This is a genomic window from Nonomuraea glycinis (assembly GCF_014646515.1).
Taxonomy (GTDB): domain Bacteria; phylum Actinomycetota; class Actinomycetes; order Streptosporangiales; family Streptosporangiaceae; genus Nonomuraea; species Nonomuraea glycinis.
Genome location: NZ_BMNK01000002.1, coordinates 243,411 through 268,501, shown reverse-complemented (window position 1 = coordinate 268,501; position 25,091 = coordinate 243,411). Strand labels below are relative to the sequence as shown.

Below are 25,091 nucleotides of genomic sequence, written 5' to 3'. Positions count from 1 at the left end.
GCGCTCCGGATGGGTCCTCCCGTACCTCAGTCATCGCACAGCACCACCTGGACCACGAAGGGAAGCAACGAGCTCACGGCGTCGTCGCGGACGAGCGGTACGACCACAGGGGTGCGACCGGTGAGGCGCAGCAGTTTCGCGGCGAGGAAGGCCGCCTCCCGCGGCGACCCGCCCGCGGCCCATCGCCGCGCCGGCGGGGCGGCCTCCGACCGCCCTTCGACCCGGGTCTGCCAGTGCAGCAGGGCACGCTCCGCCGCGTGCCGCAGGGCCGGCCCGGGAGCCAGGGCCACCGACCGTGCCACCACCCCGCCTGCGGCGGTCACCGTGTACGCGGGCAGCCCCAGCGCGGCGCTGTGGTCCCAGAACTCGACCACCTCACCGGTACGCTCAAGCAGACGTATCGTCTCGAGCACCCCGTCGTCGTCTCCCGACCCCCGTACGGGATCGACGATCGGCGCGTCTGCCCCGTCCCACAGGACCGCCGGCAGCGCTTCGAAGTGCGCCAGCAGACCGGCCTCCACCGCCTCGTCCCAGCACAGCCCGGCCGCGGCAGGAGGCGCCGCGTACGCCCGCCGCACCACTGCCGGGCCCCCGCCCGGGAACGGCACTCGGCGGACGGCCCCGGTCAGCAGGTCCATCCCCCAGGTGGTGGCCCGGTCGCCGGCCTGCCGGGATGCGTGCTCGGCCACCAGGGACCCGTAGGCGGCCAGCGCGGCCAGCACCGCCCGAGCGCGTGCGGTCTCACGATCGGGCCCCCATCCGACGACCGGCTCCACCTCCGGAGGTGGACGACTACCGTACGGATCGGTCACCATGGCCTGGCACAGGGCCAGCGGCACCTGCGGCAGATCCTCCTCGTCAAGCGAACGCAGTGGTCCCAGGTAGGGGTCCTCGAACGCACGGGCACGAGCAAGCAGATCCACCTGCGGCACCCGTTCCGCAGCCCGCAGAGAAGCGATCACGTCCTGAGCCGCCGTCCCCGCAGCACCCGCCGCGCGCCCCGCACCCGCCGCACCCGCAGCACCGGCCGCTCCCGTCGCACCCGCCGCGCCCGTCGCATTCGCTGTGCCGTTGGCGGGGTGACGGTGGAACCGGTGCACGGTCGTGTCGAGGCTCTCCAGGTCCGTGCGCGTCATCGTCCCGTCGATCCGGGATCCGGAGCGCGTGCCCGGACGCTCGGGGCGCATCCCCGCCAGGTGGCGGAAGCAGGCGAGGACGACTCTGGTGGCGATCAGCGAAGGCACCGGCCCGGTCAGCCACGAGACGCCGGTCAAGCCCTGTCGGCCCGCCGGCGCCCCATCGCCGACGCCGCTCTCCCACCGTCCGGCCGCACCGGCCTCCCACTGTCCGGCTGCACCGGCCTCCCATCGTCCGGCTGCACCGGCCTCCCACCGTCCGGCTGCACCGCTCTCTCGGCGTTCGGTCGCACCGGCCGCCGACAGCCAGCGCCACCCCGACTCCGCGAGCACGTGCTCCCGCCCGTAGACCGGTGTCGCCCACACGTCCACATCGCGTACCAGCACCTGCGCCAGCGCGACCCCGGCGTCGGCGCACATCCGGGCGGTCGTGACCAGCGCGTCGGTGTCATCGCCGGACGCGACGTGAATCACAAAATCGGCGTCGGTGATGCGGTCGCGCACCAGCGGGTCGCCGGCCGGGTCCAGCCCGGCCGTCTCGACGAGGACCTGCTGCCCCTCGTCCCGCCGGGCCCGTTCGGCCACCTCTCGCAGAGAGGCGCCGCCCGCGCCGGTGAGGACGCTCAACCGCCGCCAGCCCGACCGCAGCCCGTCCTCCACGACCGCGGCGAGGACCAGCCCTTGGCCGTAGAGCAGGATCCGCGCGTTCCGCACCTGCTGGAAGCGCCATTCCGCCGAGTCGTACCCGTAGCGGATGAACGAGATCTCGGATGCGTACTCCGTCAGTTCCTGCTCGGAGAGGCCGTGTGCCCTGTCGTCGCGCGCGTCGACGACGAAGCGCCGCTCGGCCAGCGTCCGGACTAGGTCTTCCACCATCTTCCGGTGTGCGTCGGGCAGACCCTGGGTGATCTCCTCCAGCGACCGGTCGCCGGACAGCCGCGGAGCGAGCCCATTGATCCACTGGTAAACATGCCGGCCCTCGAGAATGCAGGAGTCCAGCCCGCTTTGTATGTACACACCCTCCTGGCATTCGACGTAGCGAACATCATCCATGAGGCGTGGGCGCATGACCTGTCCTTTCGCACGCCAGTGCCGGTGCATGCCGCAGAGCACGCACCAGGCACGGCGCTTGAGAGAAATGCCCTGTCGAGGCGGACAGCCGGCTTCGGGGAGACCGTTCGTCCGAAAAGAAGTCCCGGCTCTACCGGGAAGACGATGAAGGACCGAAGAAACCACTCACCATCGACTCGGGATCGAGCCGTGACCGGTGAGGAATCCAGGTGCGATCAGAGCGAGTCGCTCTGATAAGAATCATTTCTTGCAGTTCCGGTGCCGGACGCATGGCCGCCGCCACCGAGATCCCTGAGCTCCGCGATCGCGCGGCCCAGGTGGACGTACCACGTTCCTGTACGGCTCCCCCACCCGCACTGCCGGTCAGGCGCGCCGCTGGAGAGGCGAAGTTCCGTGGCGGAGGGACACAGGGAAATGATGGTTGCCTGCGCTCCCACCGGACGCTTGGTGGGCATGGTTTTCGAGGACAAAGACCCTTTTTAGCTGCCTTATATAAGGCACCTTATACCAGCGCCCTCGCGATATTCAACACGGAGTTGTCAAATGGCCGCCGAAGATGTGGACAAAGTAGGGCCCACCCGGCCCGACTCCGCCCGCGAAGGCGGAGACGCGACCGCTCACGGACCGGGACGAGGGTGCCATCGGACACCTCGCCCCCTGCCCCAGCACGTCCACAGCGCACCGCGCACGGACAAGACGGCCTCGGGAAGCAAAAGAGCCACCCTCCGAAGATCGGAAAGTGGCTATTCCTGCTGGTCAGACTAAGTGGGGCTACCAGGACTTGAACCTGGGACCTCTTCCTTATCAGGGAAGCGCTCTAACCGTCTGAGCTATAGCCCCGCACACACCGAAACGGTATCGCATCCGCAGCGCGGAGGCGAACCAGTTGTTCGGACGGGAAAAGCTTACCGCCTCCGGTGAGCCATTCGCGCCGCACCCGGGCCGACAACCCTGGGTGCGGCGCGACCCGCGAACTACTCCGCCTCGCTGAAGGTCACTTCGACGCCGCCCACGAGGTCGGAGGCGACGTTGTAGATGACCGCCCCGAGCGTCGCCAGGGCGGTGATCAGCACGACGTTCACCGCGCCGATGAGGGCGGTGTAGCCGAGGATGCGGACCGGCTCGAACCACGACGCGATGTCGATGGGGATCGAGCTCTGCCCCTGCTCACCCTTGCCGAGCTGGTTGACCAGGTCCACAAGGGAATCGAACACGCCCAGGGCCGACAGCACGCCGTACAGGACGGCGACCGCTACGAACAGCACCACGAAGCAGACCAGCGACACCACGAAGCTGAACTTCATGGCCGACCACGGCTCGACGCGGCGCAGGACCAGGTGGGCCTTGCGCGGGAGGCGGGACCCCCCGGAGTTCGACGACTTCTTCTTACGCAGCTCGATGGGGGGCGGCGGAGCCTCGGTGGTGAGCGACGAGGCCCGCATGCGTACGGTCTCGCCCCCCTCCTGCTCCGGCTGCCCGGGCGGCTGCCCAGGTGACTGCCCGAGCGGCTGCGGCCGTACGGGCGGAGGCCCGTCAGGCTGCACCGCCGGCTTGGGCGCCGCGGCTCCTCCCTCATCGACTGGCTTGGGGCCCTCGTTGCCTGAGGGCCTCTTCGGCTCCTGTTGCTGGCCGTTCTCCCGGACCGGTTTGGTCCGGGGGCCACCACCTTGGGTGCTCATGACCTACTCTCCACCCCCGTCTTCCTCACTCTCCACCGCAGCCTCCAAGGACTCGGCGTTTCGGGCGAGGGCCACCACGCTGTCGCCTTCGGCGAGGTTCATCAATCGCACTCCCATGGTCTGGCGGCCGGACTGCTTGATCTCACCCGCACTCGTCCGGATCACCCCGCCTGCGGATGTGATCGCGAAGACCTCATCCTCCGGGTTGACCATGACGGCTCCGATCAGCTTGCCACGGGCACTTACGATCTTTGCAGTCAGCACGCCCTTGCCGCCACGTCCTTGCACCGGATATTGCTCCACGGGGGTCCGTTTTGCGTACCCGGCTTCGGTGGCGATAAGCACATCATGGCCGTCGGCCAGACGATTCATGGCGAGAAGTTCGTCGCCATCGAGGAATCTCATGCCGATGACGCCGCTGGTCGCCCGGCCCATGGGGCGTAGCGCGTCGTCGGTGGCGGTGAAGCGGATGGACTGTGCGTTCCTGGACACGAGCAGCAGGTCGTCCTCTTCGGAGACCAGCCGGGCGCCGATGACCTCGTCGTCGTCGCGCAGGTTGATCGCGATGAGGCCGCCGGTCCTGGGGGAGTCGTACTCCGACAGGCGGGTCTTCTTGACCAGGCCGCTGCGGGTGGCCAGCACGAGGTAAGGGGCGACCTCGTAGTCGCGCATGGCGAGGACTTCCATGACCGTCTCGTCCGGCTGCATGGCGAGCAGGTTGGCCAGGTGCATGCCGCGCGCGTCACGCCCGGCGTCCGGCAGCTCGTACGCCTTGACCCGGTAGACGCGGCCCTTGTTGGTGAAGAACAGCAGCCAGTGGTGGGTCGTGGTGACGAAGAAGTGGTCGACGATGTCGTCCTGACGCAGCTGCGCCCCTCGCACCCCCTTGCCGCCACGCTTCTGCGCCCGGTAGAGGTCGGTCTTGGTGCGCTTGGCGTAGCCGCCCCGGGTGATGGTGACGACGACCTCTTCTTCAGCGATGAGGTCCTCGATCGACATGTCGCCGTCGTGCGCGATGATCTCCGTGCGCCGCTCGTCGCCGAACTTGGCGACGATCTCGCCGAGCTCCTCGTTGACGATCTCGCGCTGGCGGGCCTCGCTGGCGAGGATCGCGTTGTACTCGGCGATCTGCGTCATCAGGTGCTCGTACTCGTCCTGGATCGCCTGGCGCTCCAGGGCGGCGAGCTTGCGCAGCTGCATGTCGAGGATGGCCTGCGCCTGGATCTCGTCGATGGTCAGCATCGACATCAGGCCCTGCTGGGCGTGTGAGGCCGACTCCGAGCCCCGGATCAGCGCGATGACGTCGTCGAGCCGGTCGAGCGCCTTGAGCAGCGCACGCAGGATGTGCGCGCGCTCCTCGGCCTTGCGCAGCAGGTAGCGCGTCCGGCGGACGATGACCTCGATCTGGTGGGCCACGTAGTGCCGGATGAACTGGTCGAGCGGGAGCGTACGCGGCACACCGTCGACCAGCGCCAGCATGTTGGCGCCGAAGGTGTCCTGCAGCTGGGTGTGCTTGTAGAGGTTGTTGAGCACGACCTTGGCGACCGCGTCGCGCTTGAGCACGATCACCAGCCGCTGGCCGACCCGGGAGGAGCTCTCGTCGCGTACGTCGGCGATCCCCGAGAGCTTGCCCTCGCGGACCAGCTCGGCGATCTTGAGGGCGAGGTTGTCCGGGTTGACCTGGTACGGCAGCTCGGTGACGACCAGCGCCTGCCGGCCCTTGCCGTCCTCCTCGACCTCGACCACGGCGCGCATGGTGATCGAGCCACGGCCGGTGCGGTAGGCGTCCTCGATCCCCCGGCGTCCGACGATCAGCGCCTTGGTGGGGAAGTCCGGCCCTCTGACCAGCCGCATCGAGGCTTCGAGCAGCTCCTCGTCGTCGGCCTCCGGATTCTCCAGGCACCACTTGACCGCGCCGGCCACCTCGCGCAGGTTGTGCGGCGGGATGTTGGTGGCCATGCCGACCGCGATGCCGCCGGACCCGTTGACGAGCAGCTGCGGGAAGCGGGCCGGCAGCACGTCCGGCTCCTGCGACTTGCCGTCGTAGTTGGGCCGGAAGTTGACGGTGTCCTTGTCGATGTCGCGCAGCATCTCCATGGCGATGGGCGCGAGCTTGCACTCGGTGTAACGCATCGCCGCCGCCGGGTCGTTGCCCGGCGAGCCGAAGTTGCCCTGCCCGTCGACCAGCGGATAACGCAGCGACCAGTGCTGCGCCAGCCGGACGAGCGCGTCGTAGATGGAGGTGTCGCCGTGCGGGTGGTAGGAGCCCATCACGTCACCGACGACGCGGGCGCACTTGAAGTAGCCGCGGTCGGGACGGTAGCCGCCGTCGTACATCGCGTAGAGCACCCGGCGATGCACCGGCTTGAGTCCGTCGCGGACGTCGGGCAGCGCTCTGGACACGATGACCGACATCGCGTAGTCCATGTAGCTGCGCTGCATCTCGGACTGGATGTCCACAGGCTCGATGCGATCAGCCGGGGGAGTGGTGTTCACTTCCGTCACTGGTTGTGGTCCTTCTTCGTGGTACGAGGAGCCGTGTCGAGCGGTCCCCGCGGGTAGCGGAATCCGTACCGACGGCTAGGCCGCTAGACGTCGAGGAAGCGGACGTCGCGTGCGTTGCGGATGATGAAGTCGCGCCGGGCTTCCACGTCTTCGCCCATGAGCACGCTGAACAGGTCGTCGGCCTGTGCGGCGTCGTCGAGCGTGACCAGGCGCAGCAGCCGCGTCTCGGGGTTCATGGTGGTCTCCCAGAGCTGGGAGGCGTTCATCTCGCCCAGACCCTTGAAGCGCTGGATGTTGTCGCGGGCCCTGGGGTCGGGCTTCCCCGCGTCGATGCCGGCCTGGATGACCGCGTCACGCTCGGGGTCGGAGTAGGCGTAGGAGGCGTCGTCGCCCTTACGGTCCCACTTGATCTTGTAGAGGGGAGGGCAGGAGAGGTAGACGTGCCCGGCCTCGATCAGCGGCCGCATGAACCTGAACAGCAGCGTCAGCAGCAGCGTGTTGATGTGCTGGCCGTCGACGTCGGCGTCCGCCATCAGGATGACCTTGTGGTAGCGCAGCTTGGCGATGTCGAACTCGTCGTGCACGCCGGTGCCCAGCGCGGTGATCAGGGCCTGGACCTCGTTGTTCTTCAGGACCTTGTCGATCCGCGCCTTCTCCACGTTGAGGATCTTGCCGCGGATGGGGAGGATCGCCTGGAAGCGCGAGTCGCGGCCGCCCTTGGCGGAGCCGCCGGCCGAGTCACCCTCGACGATGAACAGCTCGCACTTCTCCGGGTCGTTCCACTGGCAGTCGGCCAGCTTGCCGGGCAGGCCGCTGCCCGACTCCAGCAGCGACTTGCGCCTGGTCAGGTCGCGGGCCTGGCGAGCCGCCATGCGGGCGCGGGAAGCCTGCAGCGACTTGTTGATGATGTCCTTGGCCTCGCCGGGGTTGCGCTCGAACCAGTCGCGCAGATGGTCGTTGCAGGCCTTCTGCACGAACGACTTGGCCTCGGTGTTGCCCAGCTTGGTCTTGGTCTGGCCCTCGAACTGGGGGTCCGTCAGCTTGATCGAGATGATCGCGGTCAGGCCCTCGCGGACGTCCTCACCGGAGAGGTTGTCGTCCTTGCCCTCCTTGAGGAACTTCTGCTCGCGCGCGTAGCGGTTGACGATGGTCGTCAGCGCGGCGCGGAAGCCTTCCTCGTGGGTGCCGCCCTCGGCCGTGTTGATGGTGTTGGCGAAGGTGTAGACGGACTCCGAGTAGGAGTGGTTCCACTGCATCGCGATCTCGACCGCGGCGCCCTCGCCCTCCTCCTCGAAGGAGATGATCGACGCGTGCGCCGGCTCCTTCTTGCCGTTGAGGTGCTTGACGAAGTCGGCCAGGCCGCCCTGGTAGCAGTATTCGGCCCGGTGCGCCTCACCGTTGACGTGGTCGGGACGCTCATCCGTGATGGTGATCGTCAGACCCTTGTTGAGGAAGGCCATCTCCTGGAAGCGCCGCGAGAGCGTCTCGTAGTTCCAGGTGGTGGTCTCGAAGATGTCGGGGTCCGGCCAGAAGGTGATGGTCGTGCCGGTCTCGTCGGTCTCCTCGCCCTTGGCCAGGGGGGCCGTCGGCTTGGAGTGGTCGAAGTAGACGCGCCAGTAGTGGCCCCGCTGCTTCACCTCGACGTCCATGCCGGTGGACAGCGCGTTGACGACGGCCGAGCCGACGCCGTGCAGGCCGCCGGAGACCGCGTAGGCCTGGCTGTCGAACTTGCCGCCGGCGTGCAGGGTGGTGAGCACGACCTCGACGGCCGAGCGCTTCTCGACCGGGTGGATGCCCGTCGGGATGCCTCGGCCGTTGTCGATCACGCGCACACCGTTGTCGGCCATGAGTGTGATGTCGATACGGTCGGCGAAGCCGGCGAGCGCCTCGTCCACCGCGTTGTCCACGATTTCGTAGACGAGATGATGGAGGCCGCGCTCACCGGTCGACCCGATATACATACCCGGGCGCTTGCGAACGGCTTCAAGCCCCTCGAGTACGGTGATTGAGCTAGCGTCGTAGGACAACTGCGAAATCCTCCTGCCGCGGACACGCGGCGGGGGAGGCGATTGCTTTCAAAGCTGCCCCTGCCGTGCCCGTCACCGTCGTGAATGCCCCCGATGCGCGGTCACCCAGGGGAGTCGGCTTGGTGCCGGGGTGACACGCAAGCGGACGTGTCCGGAATCCGCTTTCATTCTACCGGCTCTGGAGCCCGAAGGTAGCAATGAACGCGCCTGTGATGCTCCCTAGCTCGTTTTGCCCCCTGGCAAGCATCCCCCCTCTTGGGTCGGGGGTCAACGCGTCTGCGGCTCTCTGATCGCCTGGCGCGCCTAACCGTAGGTGTCGCCGGGGCCACGGCTTCCGGTCACCCGTAATCCACCCGCTGGTCGAGGGGCGTTCTGCGGGCCCCTGACCTTGACCTTCGTCACGGTGTTGTCGCCGAGTTCCTCGTTGAGCCTGCGCACAAGGGTGCGCGCGAGCAGCCGGACCTGGGTCGCCCACGCCGTCGAGTCGGCCACGACGAGCACCTCGCCGTCCTCGAACGACTCCGGCTTGGTGTGCGCCGCCAGATCAGGGCCGACGATGTCGATCCAGCGGCCGAACACGGCGCCGACGGCCGCCGACCGCTCCCAGCCGCGGGCGGCCAGCAGCTCGCTGATCGCCCGGCCGAAGAGCTGCGGGTCCCCGGTGTCCCGGCGCGGGCCCGCGGCCTTGCGCCTGGGCTCGCGCCGCGGCAGCTGCCCCCGCTTGGCGGCGTCGGCCTTGGCCTGGGCCAGCTTCTCCCTGGCCATGGCGGCGCCCCGGGCCGTCGGATCGTCGTCAACGGACACGCGTCACGCTCCCCTCCGCTACGTCGAATCGGGCACCGGCCAGCTCGGCCGGCACGTCGTCGTCCACAGCCGCGGTGATGAGCACCTGCTCGGCGGGGGCGACGATCTCCGCCAGCCGGCGTCGGCGCTGCGTGTCGAGCTCGGCGAAGACGTCGTCGAGGATCAGCACGGGATCGCCGCCGTCGGCGCGCAGCAGGTCGTAGGCGGCCAGCCGCAGCGCGAGCGCGAACGACCAGGACTCGCCGTGACTGGCGTAGCCCCGGGCGGGCAGCTCGCCGAGGCCGAGAACCAGGTCGTCGCGGTGCGGGCCGACGAGCGTCACGCCTCTTTCGATCTCGGCCGAGCGGACCTCCAGTAGCCGCTCGCGCAGCCGCTCTTCAAGGGTTTTCCCCAAGTCTGTGGATAACGTCTGTGCATCGGAAGATCCGCGCTCACCGGGGGATTCGTCCTCAGCACCGTCCTGGCCTGTGGACAACGTGCTGCGATAGGCCAGCGTCGCGGGGGCGCTCGTCGGGGCGAGCGAGGCATAGGCGCCCGCCACCAGCGGGCGCAGCTCGTCGATGAGCTCGAGCCTGGCGCGCAGCAACTCCGCGCCGTGCCGGGCGAGATGGGCGTCCCAGACCTCCAGAGTGCTCAGGACGTCTCCGGCGCCCGCCGCCGCGAACCCGGTGTCCCCCTCGGCCCGTCGGCCGCTCCTGGTGCCTCTGCGGGCCTGGGAGGCCGTACGCAACAGCGCGCCGCGCTGCTTGAGCACCCGGTCGTAATCGGCACGCACCCCGGCGAACCTGGGCGTCCTGGACACCAGCAGCTCGTCGAGGAAGCGGCGGCGCTCCGCCGGGTCGCCCTTGATCAGCGACAGGTCCTCGGGCGCGAACAGCACCGTGCGCAGCAGGCCGATGACGTCCCGGGGCCTGGACACCGCCGAGCGGTTGAGCCGCGCGCGGTTGGCCCGGCCGGGGTTGATCTCCAGCTCCACCAGCGCGCGCCGGTCGTCCCGCTGGACGGCGCAGCGCACGATCGCCCGCGCCGCGCCCTGACGCACCAGCGGCGCGTCGGCGGCCACCCGGTGGCTGGAGTGCGTCGCCACGTAGCCGATGGCCTCGACCAGGTTGGTCTTGCCCTGGCCATTGGGGCCCACGAAGGCCGTGACGCCCGGCTCCAGGCCGAGCTCCACGGATGCGTAGGACCGGAAGTCGGTCAGCGAGAGGTGGGCGACGTGCACCCCACGAAGGTTAGTGCGCCCCGAGCGCCACTGGGGCAACCGGCGCACACCCTGTGGAAAACCCGCGTCACTCCGCTTCGCGCGGTGGACGGACGTCCGCCCCCGGCGCGTCGGCGCCCTTTTCCACAGATCCTTCGGCGGAGGTGGTCGCGTGGCCGCCGAACTGGTTGCGCAGCGCCGCGACCACCTTCATCGCCGGCGGGTCGTCCTGCCGCGAGGCGAACCTGGCGTAGAGGGCGGCGGTGATCACGGGCAGCGGGACGGCGTGATCCACAGCCGCCTGGACCGTCCACCGGCCCTCGCCGGAGTCCTGTGCGTAACCCCGCAGCTCCGCCAGCTTCTCGTCGTCGTCCAGCGCCCGCACCAGCAGGTCGAGCAGCCAGGAGCGGATCACGGTGCCGGTGCGCCAGCTGCTGAACGAGCCCCTGACGTCCTTGACGACGTCGGAGGCCTCCAGCAGCTCCCACCCCTCGGCGAAGGCCTGCATCATGCCGTACTCGATGCCGTTGTGGACCATCTTGGCGAAGTGCCCGGCGCCGACGTCTCCCGCGTGGACGAAGCCGTCCTCGCCCTCCGGCTTGAGCGTTTCGAAGATCGGCATGAGGTGCTGGACGTCGGCCTGCTCGCCGCCGACCATGAGCGCGTAGCCGTTCTCGAGCCCCCAGACGCCGCCGCTGACCCCGCAGTCGACGAACCTGACGCCCTTGCCGGCCAGCTCGGCGGCGTGCTTCTGGTCGTCGACGTAGTGGGAGTTCCCGCCGTCGACGACCACGTCGCCTTCGGACAGCAGCTCGCCCAGCCGGTCGATCGTCTGCTGGGTGGGCTTGCCGGCGGGCACCATCACCCAGACGGCCCGGGGCGCCTGCAGCCGCTCGGCCAGCTCCTTGAGGCTGCCGACGTCGCTGACCTCGGGATCGTGGTCGTAGCCGACCACCTCATGACCGCCGCGGCGCAGCCGCTCGGCCATGTTGCCACCCATTTTGCCCAGTCCGACCATGCCGATCTGCATGTAGTCCAACCCCCTCGTCAGGCCTCCATCATCCCCGATGATGTTCTCAGCTGGACAGGCGGATGGGCATGATCAGGTAACGGTAGTCGGGAGCGCCCACGTCATCCACAGGCTTGCCACCGGTGAGGATGGCGGGCTTGGTGGACGTGGTCATCTGCAGGCGGGCGATGTCGGAGTCGATGGCACCGAGCCCTTCCAGCAGGAACTGGTGATTGAAGGCGATGTTCATCTCGTCGCCCTCGTAGTCCACAGGCAGCGCCTCGACGGCCTGGGCCTCGTCGCCGCTGCCGGCTTCGAGCACCACCTCACCGCTCTTGAACGCCAGTCGCACCGGCGTGTTGCGCTCGGCCACCAGGGCCACGCGCTTGACGGCTTCGACGAACGAGGCTGTGGACAGATCCGCCTTCGCGGAGAACTCGGTGGGCAGCAGCGAGCGGTACTTGGGGAACTCGGGGTCCAGCAGGCGCGTGGTGGTCCGGCGCCCGGCACTGGAGAAGCCGATCATGCCCTCGCCGGTGCCGCCGGCCGCGCTGAGCGCGATCTCCACCTCGGCGCCGCTCCCGCCGAGAGCCTTGGCCGTGTCGGCGAGCGTCTTGCCGGGGATCATCGCGATGGCGGAGAAGTCCGGCTGGTCCGGCTGCCACTTGAGCTCACGCACGGCCAGCCGGTAGCGGTCGGTCGCGGCGAGCGTCACCAGGTCGCCCTCGATCTCCATCCGCACGCCGGTGAGCATGGGCAGCGTGTCGTCCCGCCCGGCGGCGACGGCGACCTGGCCGACGGCGGAGGCGAAGGTGTCGCTGCCGATTCGCCCGGCGGCCGGTGGCATGACCGGGAGCGAGGGGTAGTCCTCCACAGGCATGGTGAGCAGGGTGAAGCGGGCGCTGCCACAGGTCACGACGGCCTTGGCGCCTTCGACGACGAAGTCCACAGGCTGTGCGGGAAGAGCGCGGGTGATCTCGGCGAGCAGCTTGCCCGAGACCAGGACGACCCCCTGCTCACCGGTGTGGAGCTCCAGCGTCACCTCGGCGGAGACCTCGTAGTCGAAGCCGGACAGCTTCAGCCGCTGATCCTCGGTGACCTCGAGGCGCATGCCGGCGAGAACGGGCACCGATGGCCGTGCGGGCAGACTGCGTGCCGTCCATGCCACCGCCTCAGCGAGGACGTCTCGCTCGATTCGGAACATCACGGTCATCAGCCTCCTGGATCGTCGTTGATTCAAGTGTCGCGTCTCCCGCACCCTCGATCCGGGAGAACCCCTCTATGGGTCTTGAGTTTCTTCTTAAGAGATAAGTGAAGTCATCACAGTAGGGGCGGTGGATACTGTGGACAACCCGCGTCTGCCCTGGTCAACGGCCCTGTTTTCATCCACTGCGGTTGTGGGTGACGCCTGGGGGTAACTTCGGCGGCTGGGGACGACGCTTCGTTGCACACAGGCCATCCCCAGATCAGGGGGTGTTCATCCACCGGTCATCCACTGCCTGTCCCCAGGTTGTCCACGGACAAAACGGTCCCGCGAACGGCCTCCAAAAGACTGTGCACAGGCCGTCCCCAAGTCGTCCACCGGTAGTCCCCAGGTTCTCCTCAGGATGTCCCCAGGGTTATCCCCAAGCGCTGTGCGGAATTTTTCCGGGCAATGCGGGGCGTACGGACGGGCCGTTCGCGCGTTTTCCCTGATCCACAGTGTTATCCACAGGCTGTGCATGACGGCTAGGACCCGCGGGACGTCTGTTTGATGCGCATTGTCAGCTCGTTGACCTGGTTGTACATCGACCGTCGCTCCGCGATGAGCGAGCGGATCTTGCGCTCGGCGTGCATGACGGTGGTGTGATCGCGGCCGCCGAACTGCTGGCCGATCTTGGGCAGCGACAGCTCCGTCAGCTCCCGAGCCAGGTACATCGCGATCTGCCTGGCGTTCACCAGGGCCCTGCTGCGCGAGCTGCCGCAGAGGTCGTCGATGCTGATCCCGAAGTATTCGGCGGTCTTGTGCATGATCGTGGCGATCGTTATCTCCGGCCCGGATTCGGAGGTGATCAGATCCTTCAGCACCACCTCGGCCAGCTGGAGATCCACACCCTGGCGATTGAGGCTGGCGAACGCGGTGACCCTGATCAGCGCGCCCTCGAGCTCACGGATGTTGGTGGAGATCCGGCTCGCGATGTACTCCAGCACCTCGGGCGGCGCGGCCAGGCCCTCCTGGATGGCCTTCTTCCGCAGGATGGCGATCCGCGTCTCCAGCTCGGGCGGCTGCACATCGGTGATCAGCCCCCACTCGAACCGGTTGCGCAGCCGGTCCTCCAGCGTGATCAGCTGCTTGGGCGCCCGGTCGCTGGAGATGACGATCTGCTTGTTGGCGTTGTGGAGCGTGTTGAAGGTGTGGAAGAACTCCTCCTGCGTCTGCTCCTTGCCCTCCAGGAACTGGATGTCGTCCACAAGCAGGATGTCGATGGCTCGATAGCGTCCGCGAAAGCCGTCGGCCTTGTGGTCGCGGATGCTGTTGATGAAGTCGTTGGTGAACTCCTCGGAGCTGACGTACCGCACCCGCGCGCCGTCGTACAGGCTCTGCGCGTAGTGCCCGATGGCGTGCAGCAGGTGGGTCTTGCCCAGGCCGGAGTCGCCGTAGATGAACAGCGGGTTGTACGCCTTCGCGGGGGATTCGGCGACGGCCACGGCCGCGGCGTGCGCGAAGCGGTTGCTGGCGCCGATGACGAAGGTCTCAAAGGTGTACTTCTGGTTCAGCCTGGCCGGTTCGCTGGGCTTGTTGCTCTTGGCTTCCCACCTGTTCGGCGCCGGCTCCGGCTCCTTCTGCACAGGCGGTGTGTACGGCTGAGCCTGGTCGAACGAGAACGTCGGCTGTGGATAGTCGGTGGATGACGGCCCCTGGTCAGGCTGTGGAGAATAGAACTGCGGCGGCTCCGAAGCCTGGTAGTGCTGGGGTTGCGCACCGTGTGTATAACGTGGCTGCTGGTCCTGGCTCTGGGGATAACTTTGACCCCCAGGCTGTGGATGATGTTCCTGCATCGATTGCATCGGCTGTTCGGGCGCCGTCGTATCGATCATCACGGCCAGCCGCATGGCCCGGCCGAGCTCCTGGGACAGCGCGTGCGCCACGAGCGGGCGCAGTTTGCGCTCGATGAGGTCCTTGAGGAAGTCGTTCGGCACGCCCAGCACGATCGTGTCGTCCGCCAGGGCGATCGGACGGACCATGGAGAGCCAGGTGCGCTGCTGTGCGGGCACGTTCTCGTTGAGGAAGTTGGTCAGGGCCCTCTTCCATACCGCGCCGAGGTCGACACCGTTCATGGTGTGGCTCCCCCTCCTTCCTGTCGCGGCCCCCCGCGATTGTTATCCACATACGGGGGCCGCCCGCGTAGTGATCAGTCCCCGTCGTCCACAGCATCGCGCCCGGGTCGAATACCCAGCGTCTCCACAGGAGATCCACAAGTTGTGCACAGCCTGATGGCGCGTCTGGAAGGGCCGACAGTATCTATGTGCACAGCTGTGTTCAAGACGTTGTCCACAGCCTAGTGGTACGTGAGTGCACATGCTGTGGACATGAGCCGGGCGGTGGACAAGCCCCCTGTGGATACGTGGATAACCGTTTTCGGTTTGACCTGAGACGCTCTTCACCCGTAACGTACGACGGTCGGCTTGTCACGCGACGGCTATTTCGCGTGCCCTCGCATTTCAGACAGGCCGGCCATGTGTGTTCAGCGCCTCGTGCGCACCTTCAAGCCTGGAGCCCACCCGTGAGCAAGCGTACTTTCCAGCCGAACAACCGTCGCCGCGCGAAGACCCACGGCTTCCGGCTCCGGATGCGCACCCGGGCCGGTCGCGCCATCCTCGCCGCTCGTCGCCGTAAGGGCCGCGAGAAGCTGTCGGCCTGATCGCCCCGAGTCGTCCGATAGTCCGCCCGCCGGTGCAGTCCACCGGCGGGCAATAGGCGTATATGGTGCTAGCCCGTCATTCCCGCATGCGGCGCGGGGACGAGTTCAAGGCCGCGATCAAGCGCGGAAAGCGCGCAGGTCGTCCCACCCTGGTCGTCCATCTCGGTATTTCCGGGGAAGGGACGCCTCTGGTGGGTTTCGTGGTGAGCCGGGCCGTCGGAGGCGCGGTGGTGCGTAACAAGGTCAAGCGGCGGCTCCGACACCTGATGCGGGACCGTCTCGACCGCCTTCCGAGAGGTAGCCTGCTGGTGGTACGCGCCAATCCACCGGCCGCGTCTGCGCGATGCGACCAGCTTGCTGCCGAGCTCGACCTCGCATTGGATCGATTGCTCAGGCGGCGTGAGTCCTCGATGGATGGACAGAGATGACGGAGCAGCCGCACGGGACTCCGAGCCTTGGCGCTCGGGTGCTGATCGTCCCCATCCGGTTCTACCGGGCGTTCATCAGCCCGATGCTCGGTCCGCGCTGCCGTTTCTACCCCTCGTGCAGCGCATACGGTCTTGAGGCGATCTCCGTACACGGAGCATTGCGCGGCACATGGTTGACTGTCCGGCGTATCGGGCGTTGCCACCCATTCCATCCCGGCGGTATAGACCCGGTGCCCCCACGCCCGGTTCGGTCCCACGAAATGCAAGGGAGATAGCTCGGTGGAGCTGTCCTGGCTGAGCTGGCTCTATGAAGCCGTAGCCTTCGTCATCACCTGGATCCATACGGGTTACAGCACAGTCCTTAACCCGGACAGCGGCCTGACATGGATGCTGACCATTGTCACGCTGACCGTGCTCATGCGGATCCTCATCTTCCCCCTCTTCCTCAAGCAGATGAGGTCGTCGAAGAAGATGCAGGAGCTCGCCCCCAAGGTGGCTGAGCTCCGCAAGCGTCACAAGAACGACAAGCAGCGCATGAACCAGGAGGTCATGGCGCTGTACCAGGGGGCGGGCGCCAACCCGCTCGGGGGCTGCCTCCCCGTCGTGGCGCAGTTCCCCATCTTCATCTCGATGTTCACCGTGCTCCAGGCGATGGCCAACGGCCGCGCGGTCTACGGCATGACGGAAGAGCTCGTCAGAAGCGCCCGAGCCGCGCACATCTTCGGTGCGCCGCTGCCCGCGAACTTCTTCATGTCCAGCGAGGACATCGTCGCCCTGAACGCCACGGTCATCCAGACCAAGGTCGTGCTCGGCATCTTCGTGGCGATCAGCTCGCTGACCACGTTCCTCACCGTCCGGCAGAGCGTCACGCGGTCCATCGCCCAGATGCCGGACAACCCGATGGCCCAGCAGCAGAAGATCCTGATGTGGATCTCCCCGCTGTTCGCCTTCTTCAGCCTGAACTTCCCACTCGGCCTGATCATGTACTGGGTGACCACGAACGTGTGGACGCTCGGCCAGCAGCACTGGTTCTACAGCCGCAACCCGATGCCGGAGTTCGACGCCAAGGGCAACGTCGTTCCGGTGAAGCCCAAGCCGAGCCTGCTCGCGAAGATTCGCAAGACGGATGCGGTGGTGGAGGAGGCCCCCCCGCCGCCTCCTGAGCCTAAGATCGTCAGGAACCAGCCGAGCCGCCAGCCACGTAGCAAGCGCACCGGCAGCAAGAAGTCGTGAATACGAAGGAGAGGCCGGCCATGACCGAGGCCGAGCAGGAGAAGGCTCCTGATCTCAGCGTGCTCGAGCAGGAAGGCGAGATCGCGGCGGACTACGTCGAAGGCCTTCTCGACATCGCCGACATCGACGGTGACATCGATATGGACGTCGAAGGCGACCGTGCGCTGGTCTCCGTCGTCGGGCTCAAGGGCAACGAGCTGGTCGGGCCTTCGGGCGAGGTCCTGGAGGCACTTCAGGAGCTGACCCGGCTGGCCGTTCACCGGCAGACGGGGGAGCGGTCCCGGCTGATGCTCGACGTCGCCGGCTACCGCGAGCGCCGCCGCGCGGAGCTCACCAAGCTCGGCACCGAGATCGCCGCCCAGGTCCGGGACCAGGGCGAGCCCAAGGCACTCCAGCCGATGACTCCCTTCGAACGCAAGATCGTGCACGACGCGGTGGCCGCTGCCGGGCTCACCAGCGAGTCGGAGGGCGAGGAGCCCCACCGCTACGTGGTGGTCCTGCCCGCCTGACCCGCACCTCCTCACGACCGGCCGTCAGCCCGCCCTACAGGCAGCTGACGGCCGTTTCCGTCTCAGATGCTTGTACGGCGCGAGCCGTGCATTGTGGACCGGCTTGCGTACCCGCAGTGGACCGCTTGCGTACCCGAAACCTTGTGGACCGGCTTGCGTACCCGACTTGCCCGGTCGAGTTGATGGATTGGGTCACCGTCCGGCTGATCTTCCGCTTTTCCTCATGCCGGAAAAGCGTTCCGACGGTGGTGCACGCGGAGGCTCCGTTCAGGGCGGCCCGCTAGTCTTCAACAGTGATCGCCCGCTTAGCCTTGGGTAGACACCATCACCACTCATCCCTCAGAAAGGGCCACCAAGCAGTGAGCGAAGAGCTACCGCCGCCGCCGGACATCGCGCGAGACGTCTTCGCCGGCGAAGCCTGGGACCGGGCAGAGGCGTTCGCCGAGCTGCTGGCCGGACCCGGAGTGGTGCGCGGGCTGCTGGGCCCGCGCGAGGTGCCGCGCATCTGGGACCGCCACCTGCTCAACTGCGCCGTCGTGGCCGAGGCCATCCCCGAGGGCGTGCGCCTGGTCGACATCGGCTCGGGTGCCGGTCTGCCCGGAATTGTCCTGGCGATCGTCCGGCAGGACATCACGGTCACTCTGCTGGAGCCGTTGCTGCGCCGTACCGTCTTCCTGGAGGAGTGCGTCGAAGCGCTCAAGCTGCAGAACGTCGAGGTGCTGCGCGGGCGGGCGGAGGAGCTCGCGGGCAAGCGGGTGTTCGACGTAGCCAGCGCCCGCGCGGTCGCTCCGCTCGACCGACTCCTGAAGTGGGCGATGCCGCTGCTGCGCGAAGGTGGCGAGCTGATCGCGATGAAGGGGGAGCGAGCGGCGGAAGAACTCGCCGAGGCGGAGCCCCAATTGCGAGCCAGTGGGGCGACAACGGCCGAGCTTGTGACCGTCGGGCACGGTAAGGTCGAGCCGCCTGCAACATTGGTTCGGGTGATATCGGGTCGCGCGCCAGAGCAAGGTAGGCGCCGACGAAGGAGGTGACGGTCGTGCCAGTCGCTTATAGCGGTCTTGGCTGGCCGGGCAGCCATCTGTCCGAAAGTCCCACTGGGGTTGGCTGGCCCGAAAAGGGCGTGTCGCGACAGCAAATTCCCGGCACTGAAATGCCACGGGTTGAAAGGATTACCAACGTGACCCAGACCCCCCTGAACCCAGGTGATTCGCCGTTGGTACGAGAGGCGCTCAACTCAGTGGTTTCACGTGAAACACCCGTCGCGCAGTTGCCGGCGCAGGCGGGTGACGCCCCTGACCGGGCTGACGGCTCATGGCCAAAACCCGCCAGATGCCGGGTGATCGCCGTGGCGAACCAGAAGGGCGGCGTGGGCAAGACCACGACGTCCGTCAACATCGCCGCCGCCCTCTCCATGAACGGCGAACGCGTCCTCGTGGTGGACCTCGACCCGCAGGGCAACGCCTCCACAGCGCTGGCGACCGAGCACCGCGGTGACATCCCTGACGTCTATCAGGTGCTGGTCGACGACCTGCCCTTGGCGGACATCATCAAGCAGGTCCCCGAGATGCCCAACCTCTACTGCGCCCCCGCCACCATCGACCTGGCCGGCGCCGAGATCGAGCTCGTCTCCCTGGTCGCCCGTGAGGCCCGCCTCCGCCGCGCCCTGGCCGCCTACGAGGGCATCGACTTCGACTACATCATCATCGACTGCCCGCCGTCGCTCGGCCTCCTCACGGTCAACGCCCTGGTCGCCGCGGACGAGGTCATGATCCCGATCCAGTGCGAGTACTACGCCCTGGAGGGCCTCGGCCAGCTTCTCCGCAACGTCGACCTCATCAAGGCCCACCTCAACCCCACCCTCCGCCTATCCACCATCGTCCTCACCATGTACGACGGCCGCACCCGGCTCGCTTCACAGGTGGCGGACGAGGTCCGAGCCCACTTCGGCGACACGGTCCTCAGAACGGTGATCCCCCGCAGCGTCCGCCTCTCGGAGGCCCCCAGCTACGGCCAGTCCGTCATGACCTACGACCCCGGCTCCAGCGGAGCCATGGCCTACATGGACGCGGCCCGCGAGATCGCCCACCGAGCAGCGGTCTAGCCGCCCTCACCAGCGCGCCCCTCACGGCCGCACGTTCACGTCTGCGCGTACGGCTTCCGTCCGCTGTGCATACGCTTCCGTCGTCTGCGTGTACGGCTTCCGTACAGCTCAGAGGTGTACGCGTCCACGCGCGCAGAAGAGCCGCTGCTGGTGCGGTGAGCCCCGTCCGTGAGCCCCGTCCGTGAGCCCTGTCCGTGAGCCCTGTCCGTGAGCTACGTGCGTGAGCTACGTGCGTGAGCTCCGTGCGTGAGGCCTGGTGCGCCAGCCGGTCTCCGGTGTAGGGCGTCTCTGCTTCGCCGGGAGCGAAGGCAATGAGGGTGTTCAGGGCATGGTGGTGTAAATCCGGTGGGACGGTGTGTGGCGCGAAGGCGCCGGGTCGGGTTGGCAACGGTAACCTTCCCTGGATAGACCGGAATCAGCCCGGGCGGATGAGGAGACGTAGTGAGCCAGGTGCGGCGGGGATTGGGCAAGGGGCTGGGGGCGCTCATCCCGACCGGTCCCATCGTTGACGGGACGGGGACGGTTGACCCGACCGGGTCGACGAACGAGACCGGTCCGAAGCCGATTGCCGGAGCGTACTTCCGGGAGATAGACCTAGCCGCGATCGTGCCCAACCCGCGTCAGCCGCGCGAGATCTTCGATGGCGAGCGCCTGGATGAGTTGGCGGCCTCCATTCGCGAAGTCGGACTGCTGCAGCCGATCGTCGTGCGCTCGGTCGGGGGTGGCCGCTATGAGCTCATCATGGGGGAGCGTCGCTGGCGCGCCTGCAAGCTGGTGGGCCTGGACCCGGTGCCGGCGATCGTTCGGAACACCCAGGACACCGACCTCCTACGGGATGCCCTGATTGAGAACCTTCAGCGCGAGGAGCTCAACCCGCTGGAGGAGGCGGCCGCCTACCGGCAGCTCCTGGACGACTTCCAAGCAACTCACGACCAGCTCGCCCAGAGGATCGGCCGCTCCCGCTCCCACATCACCAACACCTTGCGCCTGCTCAACTCCCCGCCTGAGGTGCAGCTGAAGGTCGCCGCGAAGACTATTTCCGCCGGCCACGCCCGTGCCCTCCTCGGCCTCGACAGCCCCGAGGAGCAGATCCATCTGGCTTCGCGCATCGTTGCCGAGCTTCTCTCGGTTCGGGCAGTGGAGGAGATCGTCGCCCTGGGCAGCGCTGGAGCCGCACCCCAGAAGCCCGCCCGAGAGCGTCAGCCCGCCAAGCCCGCAGACCCAAGCTTGACGACCCTCGCCGACCGCCTCTCAGACCACTTCGAAACCAAGGTCAAGGTCGACCTCGGCCGCCGCAAGGGCCGCATCGTCGTAGAGTTCGCAACCATCGACGACCTTGAGCGCATCATCGGCACCATGGCCCCAAACGCCGCGAGCGTCATGCGCGAAGCCGAAGATTAACCCCCTTCGTTTCACGTGAAACACCACCCCACCTCGTAGCGGCTCCCAACCCCCCCGCCCGAGGAATCCACCCAGGCCGACGGCGAACCCCTCACCCACCACCCTCACCCCAAACCGCCCCCCAGGCAGCTCCGACGCCACCCCAGCCAAGAAGCCTCCAACCCCCAAACCCCCAGGCGTCCCGAGGCCAACCCTTACCCTGGGCGCCAGCTGCCAGGCACCCAAAGATCCAGACGCGCCGCCACCCTGAAGCCACCCCCTCGTTCCGCGCACCCCGAAGTCACCCCCTCAATCCGCGCACCCTGAAGCGGACTCCTCAATCCGCGCACCCAGGCGCCGAAGCCCCTTACCCGCGTACCCAAAAGGTTCAGGCGATCAGCTGCCCGGGCGGGTTGAGGCCAACGCCTCAACCCGCGCCCACGCGACCAGGGCCATTTATCCAGGCACCGAGACTTTTCAACCGGGACCCCAGGCACCCCGTGGTTGGCCCCCATCCCGAGCCCTTAGCTGCCGGGCGCTCCGTATCGCCCAGTTCCATACGGGCATGCCTCGCTATGGCGTGAGACGTGAGAATCGGTGGCACCCCCATGAAGGCGGACAACAGAGCGAAGGCTCCTACGCGGATGCCGCTTCTCCCTACGGTGAAGCGCCTTACGGCATGGACAGCAGTCAAGGACTCAACAGAAGCGTTCCGACACCCATCGAGTAAGTAGCAACAAGGGCACAACGCGAACCCCGACGCTGGGACGCTGGGACGCTGGGACGCTGGGACGCTGGGACGCTGGGACGCTGGGACGCTGGGACGCTGGGACGCTGGGACGCCGGGACGCCGGGACGCGTTTCACGTGAAACATCGCCGACTGCACGCTGTCAGCAGCGTCGGTCGAGGCATCGACATCTATCGGGCCGGGAGTTGACGGGAGATCCCTCCGCGTCTGGGACGCGTGTACTCGATGACCGCGACGACTACGCCGACCATGGGCGTGGGCGTGGGGACATCCGGGAAGCATGCCCTCTCGGCTTGGCCGGTCGTTCCGATCACCCGACGGTCCCGGGAGGTTCATGACTGCAATTGCCATGTCCAACTCGGTCGGTCTCGGCTCTCCTCGTGGGACTGCTGTGAGGGGCGCCCCTGCTACCGGCGCTTGCGAAGAGGGGCTGGGATGGTTCCCGCGACCCTGGAAGGTTCTGGCGGAGCCGGTTTTGGTTTCACGTGAAACGCGCGTTCAGGGCTGGGGTGCCGAGGGCTGAGAGAGGTGGTCGGGCGGGGGATCAGGCACGAGAAGAGAAACGTGCCCGGCGATGCGTTGGGCGTCGCGGTCACCTCTGCCTGTCTTATGCGGGGTGCGGCAGGGCAGATGGGGCGGGGCGAGATGGAGCAGCGGGAAAGTGTCGTTGGGGCGCAGCGGTTGAGACGCGGGCGCCATCGTTGGTTATCGGGGTGATGGTTCAGGCGTCACGCCGCTCTGTTCAAGGGGAAGACGAAGCGGAGGGCGGGGGTACCCAAGGGTTGTACGTGCGTGGCCCTGTCGTGCGTACGTGTTTCTAGGTGGAAGAAGACGCCGAGCCGTCGCAGTTCCGGCCCGGCGCTCCACCGGCGCTCCACCGGCGCACGACTACCCGCTCTCCCGGCGAGTGGGGGCGAGGGGAGGTTTCACGTGGAACATGGGATCGGGGGGTTAGGGGGTGGCGGCTGTGTGGATGGCGTTGAGGAAGTCGTCTATCTGTTCTGGGGTGGTGTTGAAGGCGGTCATCCAGCGGACTATGCCGGCGGCTTCGTCCCAGTGGTGGAAGAGGTAGCGGCTGCGCAGGGTGGTCGCTACGTGGGCGGGCACGGTGGCGAATACGGCGTTGGATTGGACTGGGTAGGCGAGGGTGATGCCGGGGGCGCTCGATATGCCGTCCGCCAGGCGGGTGGCCATCGCGTTGGCGTGGGCGGCGTTCTGGTGCCACAGGTCGTCTGTCAGGAGAGCTGAGAGCTGGGCTGAGATGAAGCGCATCTTGGAGGCCAGTTGCAGGGACTGACGGCGGAGGTAGGGGATGGACCGGTTCAGGGATGGGTCCAGGACTACTACGGCCTCGGCTGCCAGAGCGCCGTTCTTGGTTCCGCCGAAGCTGAAGACGTCCACGCCGGCCGCTGTGGTGATGGCGTCCAGGCCGCAGTCCAGGTGGGCCGCGGCGTTGGCGAGTCTGGCGCCGTCCATGTGGAGACGCATGCCCACCGCGTGGGCCGCTTCCGACAGCTCGGTGATCTCGGCGGGGGTGTAGCAGGTGCCCAGTTCGGTCACCTGTGAGATGGAGACCGCTCGGGGTTGCGGCTCGTGGTGGCTGCCCAGCTTGTGCGCTTGGCCGGTGATGTCCGCCGGGCGGAGCTTGCCGTCCGGGGTCGGCACCGTGATGAGCTTCACGCCAAGAAGTCGCTCCGCCGCACCTGTTTCGTGCGTGGCGATGTGAGCGGTGTCAGCGCAGATGATGGCGTCGTACCGGCCGAGCATCAGGGGCAAGCCGACCATGTTGGCGCCGGCGCCGTTGAGGACGGCGAATCCTTCGGCCTGAGGCCCGAACGCTTCCTTGATCTGACGCTCGAACGTCGACGTCCAGGCGTCGTCGCCGTAGGCGGGCGCGTCGTCGTGGTTGGCTGCCGCCATGGCTTCGAATATGGCCGGATGCACGCCGGCGTGATTGTCGCTGGCGAAGCTCTTAGGAGAGATCATCATCTGGCCAGGTTAGCTATCGCCGCCGGATGTCGAGGTGGTCGCCACAAGCCGCCGCCCTGTGCGGGCCCTCCGGAGTGGATCATCGTTACGGCCATCGCCCGTCGTTACGGCCATCGCCCGCCGGCATACCCGGCTCTCGAGCGGCTCCCGAGCGGCTCCCGAGCGGCTCTCGAGCGGCTCCCGCGCAGTGGTGGAGCCTCCGCAGCGGTGGAGCCCAGCAGCGATCGAGCCTCGCAGCGATCGAGCCGACCAAGTGGAGCGGTGGCACGAGTGACGAAGGATTGGGTTACGAGCGAGGTCGGGCGGCGGCGATCTGGAGGAGGGTGCGGCAGAGCTCGCCGAGGTCCTGCCCCGCCGCCTCCGCCGCCATCGGCAGCAGCGACGTCTCCGTCATCCCCGGAGCCACGTTCACCTCGAGGAAGTACGGCTGGTCCGAGGCGTCCACGATGAGGTCGGTACGGGAGATGTCGCGCAACCCGAGAGCGGTGTGAGCGGTGACGGCGGCCTCGGCGCAAGCGGCGGCCGCCGCGGCAGACAGGCGGGCCGGGGCGAAGAACTCGGTATGCCCGGCCGTGTAGCGGGCGGCGTAGTCGTACACCCCTTCGTCAGGGACGATTTCCACGGCGGGCAGGGCGATGGGCCCGTCGCCGAGGTCGACGACCGACACGGCCACCTCGATGCCTTCGATGTAGCGCTCGATGAGGGCCGTGTCGCCGTAGGCGAAGCAGCCGACCATGGCGGCCGGGAGCTCCTCCGCGGTGCGGACCATGGAGGCGCCCAGGGCGGAGCCGCCTCGGGCGGGCTTGACGAAGAGGGGGAGGCCGAGTCGCTCCACGATGCGGCCGAGGACAGCTGTGGCGCCGAGGTCGTGGAAGGTCTCCTTGGGAAGCGTGACGGAGGCGGGGGTGCGCAGACCGACCGAGCGTACGACGGCCTTGGCGGTGGGCTTGTCGAAGGCGACCCGGCACGCGTCGGGGTCGGCGCCCACGTACGCGACGTTGAGCAGCTCCAGGATCGAGCGGATCGCGCCGTCCTCGCCCGCGCCTCCGTGCAGCGTGACGAAGACCGCGTCCGGCCGGTCGGCCAGGATGGACGGCACGAGGGAGGCGTCGGTGTCGCGGGCTTCGACGTCGACGCCCGCGGCCCGCAGCACCTCACTCACCCGGCGACCGGAGCGCAGGGACACCTCCCGCTCGTAGGAGAGTCCTCCTGCCAGCACGAGCACGTGGCCCAGATCGCTCATCACTTCTCCTCCGCTGATCGCACGCTGTCCCACCGTACCGGCGTCGGGGGGCGAATCGGGTGCGGCGGGTGCTTTCGCGGCTGCGAGTGGCTCGGCAGCGGGTGGGCACTTCGCCGTGACATGGA

19 protein-coding genes and 1 tRNA gene are annotated in these 25,091 nt (G+C 67.7%); 8 read left to right on the top strand and 12 right to left on the bottom strand.

The features are described 5' to 3' along the window. Positions 1–26: 26 nt before the first annotated feature. From IEY87_RS06455 to dnaA, 10 genes are all read right to left on the bottom strand, one after another. Positions 27–2,204 carry a hypothetical protein gene (locus tag IEY87_RS06455; RefSeq protein ID WP_189137560.1) on the bottom strand — a complete coding sequence of 726 codons (2,178 nt, stop codon included), beginning with the start codon at positions 2,202–2,204 and terminating at the stop codon, positions 27–29. A 769-nt stretch (positions 2,205–2,973) separates the two neighbouring features. Continuing rightward, a tRNA-Ile gene (locus IEY87_RS06450) sits at positions 2,974–3,047 on the bottom strand. Positions 3,048–3,181: 134 nt separating this feature from the next. After that, on the bottom strand, positions 3,182–3,886 hold the full coding sequence (locus tag IEY87_RS06445) for a DUF3566 domain-containing protein (RefSeq protein ID WP_225277140.1): 705 nt from the start codon (positions 3,884–3,886) through the stop codon (positions 3,182–3,184). Positions 3,887–3,889: 3 nt separating this feature from the next. Beyond that, positions 3,890–6,391 (bottom strand): DNA gyrase subunit A, encoded by a 2,502-nt coding sequence (gyrA, locus tag IEY87_RS06440; protein ID WP_189137559.1) that lies wholly within the window; start codon positions 6,389–6,391, stop codon positions 3,890–3,892. An 83-nt stretch (positions 6,392–6,474) separates the two neighbouring features. Then, entirely contained in the window at positions 6,475–8,418 is a 1,944-nt protein-coding gene (gene gyrB / locus IEY87_RS06435) for a DNA topoisomerase (ATP-hydrolyzing) subunit B (protein ID WP_189137558.1), read from the bottom strand. A 303-nt stretch (positions 8,419–8,721) separates the two neighbouring features. Beyond that, positions 8,722–9,222: a DciA family protein gene (locus tag IEY87_RS06430; RefSeq protein WP_225277141.1), complete on the bottom strand. Its 501-nt coding sequence runs from the start codon at positions 9,220–9,222 to the stop codon at positions 8,722–8,724. Beyond that, entirely contained in the window at positions 9,212–10,444 is a 1,233-nt protein-coding gene (recF, locus tag IEY87_RS06425; protein ID WP_189137557.1) for a DNA replication/repair protein RecF, read from the bottom strand. The genes IEY87_RS06430 and recF overlap by 11 nt, the downstream gene beginning before the upstream one ends. Before the next feature lie 67 nt (positions 10,445–10,511). Then, on the bottom strand, positions 10,512–11,462 hold the full coding sequence (gene gnd / locus IEY87_RS06420) for a phosphogluconate dehydrogenase (NAD(+)-dependent, decarboxylating) (protein ID WP_263651751.1): 951 nt from the start codon (positions 11,460–11,462) through the stop codon (positions 10,512–10,514). A 37-nt stretch (positions 11,463–11,499) separates the two neighbouring features. Beyond that, entirely contained in the window at positions 11,500–12,639 is a 1,140-nt protein-coding gene (gene dnaN, locus IEY87_RS06415; RefSeq protein WP_189138145.1) for a DNA polymerase III subunit beta, read from the bottom strand. Positions 12,640–13,160: 521 nt separating this feature from the next. After that, positions 13,161–14,750 (bottom strand): chromosomal replication initiator protein DnaA, encoded by a 1,590-nt coding sequence (gene dnaA / locus IEY87_RS06410; RefSeq protein WP_189137556.1) that lies wholly within the window; start codon positions 14,748–14,750, stop codon positions 13,161–13,163. Between the two features lie 446 nt (positions 14,751–15,196). Here dnaA and rpmH point away from each other — a divergent pair, with 446 nt between their 5' ends. The 8 genes from rpmH (at position 15,197) to IEY87_RS06370 (ending at position 21,006) form a co-directional block, all read left to right on the top strand. Further along, positions 15,197–15,334 (top strand): 50S ribosomal protein L34, encoded by a 138-nt coding sequence (gene rpmH, locus IEY87_RS06405; RefSeq protein ID WP_043614899.1) that lies wholly within the window; start codon positions 15,197–15,199, stop codon positions 15,332–15,334. Between the two features lie 62 nt (positions 15,335–15,396). Then, positions 15,397–15,762, top strand: a complete 366-nt coding sequence (rnpA, locus tag IEY87_RS06400; RefSeq protein WP_225277142.1) for a ribonuclease P protein component — start codon at positions 15,397–15,399, stop codon at positions 15,760–15,762. Further along, positions 15,759–16,037, top strand: a complete 279-nt coding sequence (yidD, locus tag IEY87_RS06395; protein ID WP_189137555.1) for a membrane protein insertion efficiency factor YidD — start codon at positions 15,759–15,761, stop codon at positions 16,035–16,037. Before rnpA ends, yidD begins: the two co-directional genes overlap by 4 nt. 4 nt (positions 16,038–16,041) lie before the next feature. Further along, a complete protein-coding gene (yidC, locus tag IEY87_RS06390) occupies positions 16,042–16,995 on the top strand; it encodes a membrane protein insertase YidC (RefSeq protein ID WP_189137554.1) in 954 nt (317 codons plus the stop codon). Between the two features lie 20 nt (positions 16,996–17,015). Further along, positions 17,016–17,504 carry a Jag family protein gene (locus IEY87_RS06385; protein ID WP_189137553.1) on the top strand — a complete coding sequence of 163 codons (489 nt, stop codon included), beginning with the start codon at positions 17,016–17,018 and terminating at the stop codon, positions 17,502–17,504. Positions 17,505–17,863: 359 nt separating this feature from the next. Then, complete coding sequence (gene rsmG / locus IEY87_RS06380; RefSeq protein WP_189137552.1) at positions 17,864–18,535, top strand: 16S rRNA (guanine(527)-N(7))-methyltransferase RsmG; 672 nt, start codon at positions 17,864–17,866, stop codon at positions 18,533–18,535. A gap of 119 nt (positions 18,536–18,654) precedes the next feature. Continuing rightward, complete coding sequence (locus IEY87_RS06375; protein WP_195826251.1) at positions 18,655–19,605, top strand: ParA family protein; 951 nt, start codon at positions 18,655–18,657, stop codon at positions 19,603–19,605. A 441-nt stretch (positions 19,606–20,046) separates the two neighbouring features. Beyond that, positions 20,047–21,006, top strand: coding sequence for a ParB/RepB/Spo0J family partition protein (locus tag IEY87_RS06370; RefSeq protein WP_189137550.1), 960 nt, complete (start codon positions 20,047–20,049; stop codon positions 21,004–21,006). A gap of 1,679 nt (positions 21,007–22,685) precedes the next feature. Here IEY87_RS06370 and IEY87_RS06365 read toward each other — a convergent pair. Beyond that, positions 22,686–23,723: a threonine aldolase family protein gene (locus IEY87_RS06365; protein ID WP_189137549.1), complete on the bottom strand. Its 1,038-nt coding sequence runs from the start codon at positions 23,721–23,723 to the stop codon at positions 22,686–22,688. Positions 23,724–24,009: 286 nt separating this feature from the next. Further along, positions 24,010–24,966 (bottom strand): D-alanine--D-alanine ligase family protein, encoded by a 957-nt coding sequence (locus tag IEY87_RS06360; RefSeq protein ID WP_189137548.1) that lies wholly within the window; start codon positions 24,964–24,966, stop codon positions 24,010–24,012. Positions 24,967–25,091 lie beyond the last annotated feature (125 nt).

What these genes read in the sequence shown, in the direction of transcription:
- IEY87_RS06455 (WP_189137560.1), bottom strand. Translation starts at nt 2,204, where the DNA reads ATGCGCCCACGCCTCATGGATGATGTTCGCTACGTCGAATGCCAGGAG.
- IEY87_RS06445 (WP_225277140.1), bottom strand. Translation starts at nt 3,886, where the DNA reads ATGAGCACCCAAGGTGGTGGCCCCCGGACCAAACCGGTCCGGGAGAAC.
- dnaA (WP_189137556.1), bottom strand. Translation starts at nt 14,750, where the DNA reads ATGAACGGTGTCGACCTCGGCGCGGTATGGAAGAGGGCCCTGACCAAC.
- rnpA (WP_225277142.1), top strand. Translation starts at nt 15,397, where the DNA reads ATGGTGCTAGCCCGTCATTCCCGCATGCGGCGCGGGGACGAGTTCAAG.
- yidD (WP_189137555.1), top strand. Translation starts at nt 15,759, where the DNA reads ATGACGGAGCAGCCGCACGGGACTCCGAGCCTTGGCGCTCGGGTGCTG.
- IEY87_RS06385 (WP_189137553.1), top strand. Translation starts at nt 17,016, where the DNA reads ATGACCGAGGCCGAGCAGGAGAAGGCTCCTGATCTCAGCGTGCTCGAG.
- IEY87_RS06375 (WP_195826251.1), top strand. Translation starts at nt 18,655, where the DNA reads ATGCCACGGGTTGAAAGGATTACCAACGTGACCCAGACCCCCCTGAAC.
- IEY87_RS06365 (WP_189137549.1), bottom strand. Translation starts at nt 23,723, where the DNA reads ATGATGATCTCTCCTAAGAGCTTCGCCAGCGACAATCACGCCGGCGTG.
- IEY87_RS06360 (WP_189137548.1), bottom strand. Translation starts at nt 24,966, where the DNA reads ATGAGCGATCTGGGCCACGTGCTCGTGCTGGCAGGAGGACTCTCCTAC.